Genomic DNA, 3,628 nt, shown 5'->3' on the forward strand with positions numbered 1-3,628 from the left:
AAAATGATTTATTAGAATCAAAAAAAGTGTTTTAATTAAAATAATTTTTTAGATAAAAGGGGGGTCAATTAATGGACGTTACTGATTACAGGATTATAGAAATATTGCAAAAAGATGGTAGAATTTCCATGAAAGACTTAGGAAAGATAGTAGGATTAACTTCTCCTGCTGTTTCTGAAAGAGTGAAGAGACTAGAAGAATCTGGTGTAATAGAAGGATATAAAGCTATAGTAAATCCAGACGCTTTAGGCAGAGTTATAAAGGCCTTTATACATATTTCTTTGCCAAGTGAAAAATATGAGCTTTTCTTAGAAACTGCTAGAAAGGATCCTCGCATAGTTGAATGTCACCATATTACTGGAGATGATTGTTCATTATTAAAAGTTATAGTAAAGGATATGTATGAGCTTGAAAATGTTATTGATAGCATAAAATCAATAGGTACAACTAAGACCTCTGTTATTTTATCTACACCTATTCAAGCTAAATCGATACTATAATTAAAAATTATTTAGAATATAAAAATAGTCTGTTGCGATTAACAGACTATTTTTTATGCTATATTTCTCTATCAGTTTTATATTTGTGAAAATAAATAGTTAAAATAAATTCCATATATGTTTTTATAATCCCGCTATCTTCAAGTGGATTTAATAAATTTCTAGTTGCGACTAAATCACAATACCCAAGCAATATTATTCCGATTACGTCATCTCCTAATTTATCAAATTCGTTCCATAATGATTCTCTGCCGATATTATTGCTCTTGTATATAGATAATAAAAACATATGGTATCTTACATATCTAAAAAGCTTTTCAGTAGTAACTTCACTTAACCCTAAATCTCTACCTAATTTAAGTACAATTTCTCCACCTGCCACATCGTGACCTTTGAAATGAGTTATCCCCTTAGAATCTACACTTTTCGCAGATGGTTTTCCTATATCATGTAGAAAAATACCTAATTTCAATATTTGTAATATTGGAAATCCAGATTCATCAGTTGAATTCAGATACTCCCATACATATTTTTCTAAATGCTTTGGTAAAAATTCATCTGTTTTTAATATGCTTTCAAAATATGCTAGAGTATATACAGAATGTTGAAAAGAGTTGACTATATGATATCTACATTTTCCAACCTCCTTCATATACTTGATATTAGGTACTATTTCTTCTAATAAACCTTTTTTATCTAGTTTTTCTATTTCACTAGAGGTATCTTTATATTTTAGACATTCTAATAATTGCTTTCCTATATCATCCATCTAATCACCCCTGTTTATAAATTTAAATAAATATTTATCTTGCTATAAATCTAATACTTGCTTATACACAACATCCTTTTTTAATTTTCTATCCTTACATACGGTCTTTATAGCGTCTTTTTTGCTTAGACCATTGTTGATTAGTTGTATTACATATTCTCTTTCAGTTAAGCTATCGTAGTTGTTTTTTGATTGTTTTTCTCCTTCAAATCCGCCTACTATTAATACAAATTCACCTTTTATTTCTTTTTCTTCATAGATTTTTAGGACTGTTTCGATATCCTCTCTTATTACCTCTTGGTATTTTTTAGTTAGCTCTCTGTTCACTGCTATTTTCCTATTGCCTAGGATTTTTAGCATATCCTTTAGTGTGTCCTTTAATCTATGTGGTGATTCGTAAAAAATCATCGTTCTGTCTTCTTCTTTTAATTCTTCTAGTCTTTTTCTGCGGATTTTTTTATCTCTATCTAAAAACCCTTCAAATACAAATTTATGTGTATCTAACCCCGAACCAACTAATGCAACTGCAAAAGCTGTGGCTCCAGGTAATACGTCTATTTCTATATTGTGTTCTATAGCTTGCTTTATTAAATCCTCACCAGGGTCTGATATTCCAGGCATACCTGCATCGCTTATTAGGGCTATATTTTCTCCCTCTAGTAATTTATTTATTAAATAATCTCCCTTAGTATCCTTATTATGTTCAAAATAACTCGTTAAAGGCTTTGATATCTCAAAGTGATTTAAAAGCTTTATACTATGTCTAGTGTCCTCTGCCGCTATTAAATCAACTTCATTTAATACTCTTAAGGTTCTATATGTTATATCCTCCAAGTTACCTATAGGCGTTGGACATATATATAATTTTCCACTCATATTATTCTCCTATATCTTCATTGGCATATATTTTTCTTATTTCTTCTGTGTAATTTCCATCATCCCCATATACATACAGAGGATCTAAAATTTTAAGCTCTGGTCTTCCATCCTTGCTGAATTCAACTAACATTAAGTTAGGAGCTTTTCCTACTCTAGGATGTACGAATTGAATTACCTTTGGTTCTAATCTATATTTTCTTCCTAATTCTATGATATCTACTAATCTAGTAGGTCTGTGTATCATAAAGAACTTTCCTCTAGGCATCACAAGTCTTGATGCAGCTCTTATTACATCCTCTAGGTTGCACATTATTTCGTGTCTTGATATCGCCTTTTTGTCATTTGGATTTTTGATTCCATCAATATGCATATACGGTGGATTTGATGTAGCTACATGGTATCCATGTACCTCTAATTCTTTATCTATAGTTTTTATATCTGCATTTATTATTTCAACTCTATCCTCTAAGTCATTTAATTTTACAGATCTTGTTGCCATTTCATATACTTCTTCTTGTATTTCTACACCTACAATTTTACTAGCTTGACTTTTTCCTGCTATCAAAATAGGTATTATTCCTGTTCCTGTCCCTAAATCAACTACCTTTGCGTTCTTTTTTACCTTTGCAAAATTAGCTAATAAAACTGCATCTATTCCAAAACAAAATCCTGTTTTATCTTGTATTAATTTCAAGCCCTTTAGCTGTAAATCATCTATTCTTTCTGTTTCTTTTAAAGATACCTCCATAAACTCTCCTTTTATTAATCTTCTAATTTTTTTAGTTCCTTCATTGTTTCTGAATCTATATCGTCGTTCTTACACTTACCATTGCAGCATCCATTTTCACATTTTTTAGGTACATGAAGGACCTTTACTTCTTCCTTTAAACAAGTTTTTATTGTTTTATCATTAAATTCAATTCTAACTTGTTCTAATAATGGGTTTATTTCTATTACCTTACCCTTTTGATTGTCTACTTTAACTATACTTCCTACGACAGGCATTTTATCTATTGCTTCTACATATACATCGTGTTCGTATTTTAAACAACAGAATAAACGACCACATATTCCTGATATCTTTGTAGGGTTTAGAGATAGACTTTGGTCCTTAGCCATCTTGATTGATACTGGTTGGAAATCTCCAAGCCAAGAAGAACAGCATAATGGTCTTCCACAAGTTCCAAGTCCTCCTATTGATTTAGCTTCATCTCTTACACCGATTTGTCTAAGCTCTATTCTTGTTTTAAATATTGCAGCCAAATCCTTTACTAATTCTCTGAAGTCTATTCTTCCTTCTGCTGTAAAATAGAATATAAGTTTATTTCTATCAAATGTATATTCACAATCAATTAAAAACATAGTTAAATCATGTTCTTTTATCTTTTGTTGGCAAATTTCAAATGTTTCCTTTGCTCTTTCCTTATTTTCTCTGTAAATTGCTTTATCCTCATCTGTAGCAATTCTTATTATAGGCTTT

General features: G+C 30.4%; 5 protein-coding genes. 1 reads left to right on the forward strand and 4 read right to left on the reverse strand.

What is annotated here, in order from left to right; genetic code table 11:
- The first annotated feature begins 71 nt into the window (after positions 1-71).
- Entirely contained in the window at positions 72-500 is a 429-nt protein-coding gene (locus ACI3VO_RS09255) for an Lrp/AsnC family transcriptional regulator (RefSeq protein WP_320924368.1), read from the forward strand.
- A 58-nt stretch (positions 501-558) separates the two neighbouring features.
- On the opposite strand, the gene ACI3VO_RS09260 is transcribed toward ACI3VO_RS09255, so the two are convergent.
- The 4 genes from ACI3VO_RS09260 to ACI3VO_RS09275 all read right to left on the reverse strand — a co-directional run.
- Positions 559-1,269, reverse strand: coding sequence for an HD domain-containing protein (locus ACI3VO_RS09260; protein WP_439757641.1), 711 nt, complete (start codon positions 1,267-1,269; stop codon positions 559-561).
- A gap of 42 nt (positions 1,270-1,311) precedes the next feature.
- The gene (gene rsmI / locus ACI3VO_RS09265) at positions 1,312-2,145 is read right to left on the reverse strand and encodes a 16S rRNA (cytidine(1402)-2'-O)-methyltransferase (protein WP_439757642.1); all 834 of its coding nucleotides are present in this window, start codon (positions 2,143-2,145) and stop codon (positions 1,312-1,314) included.
- A 1-nt stretch (position 2,146) separates the two neighbouring features.
- Complete coding sequence (locus ACI3VO_RS09270; protein WP_439757643.1) at positions 2,147-2,896, reverse strand: tRNA1(Val) (adenine(37)-N6)-methyltransferase; 750 nt, start codon at positions 2,894-2,896, stop codon at positions 2,147-2,149.
- A gap of 14 nt (positions 2,897-2,910) precedes the next feature.
- Positions 2,911-3,628, reverse strand: a 718-nt coding sequence (locus tag ACI3VO_RS09275) for a PSP1 domain-containing protein (protein ID WP_439757644.1), incomplete at its 5' end; no start/stop codon positions are given.

It is taken from the genome of Intestinibacter sp., assembly GCF_051866655.1.
Lineage (GTDB): Bacteria > Bacillota > Clostridia > Peptostreptococcales > Peptostreptococcaceae > Intestinibacter.

Coding starts and splice junctions, on each gene's coding strand:
- ACI3VO_RS09255 (WP_320924368.1), top strand. CDS start 72: ATGGACGTTACTGATTACAGGATTATAGAAATATTGCAAAAAGATGGT.
- ACI3VO_RS09260 (WP_439757641.1), bottom strand. CDS start 1,269: ATGGATGATATAGGAAAGCAATTATTAGAATGTCTAAAATATAAAGAT.
- rsmI (WP_439757642.1), bottom strand. CDS start 2,145: ATGAGTGGAAAATTATATATATGTCCAACGCCTATAGGTAACTTGGAG.
- ACI3VO_RS09270 (WP_439757643.1), bottom strand. CDS start 2,896: ATGGAGGTATCTTTAAAAGAAACAGAAAGAATAGATGATTTACAGCTA.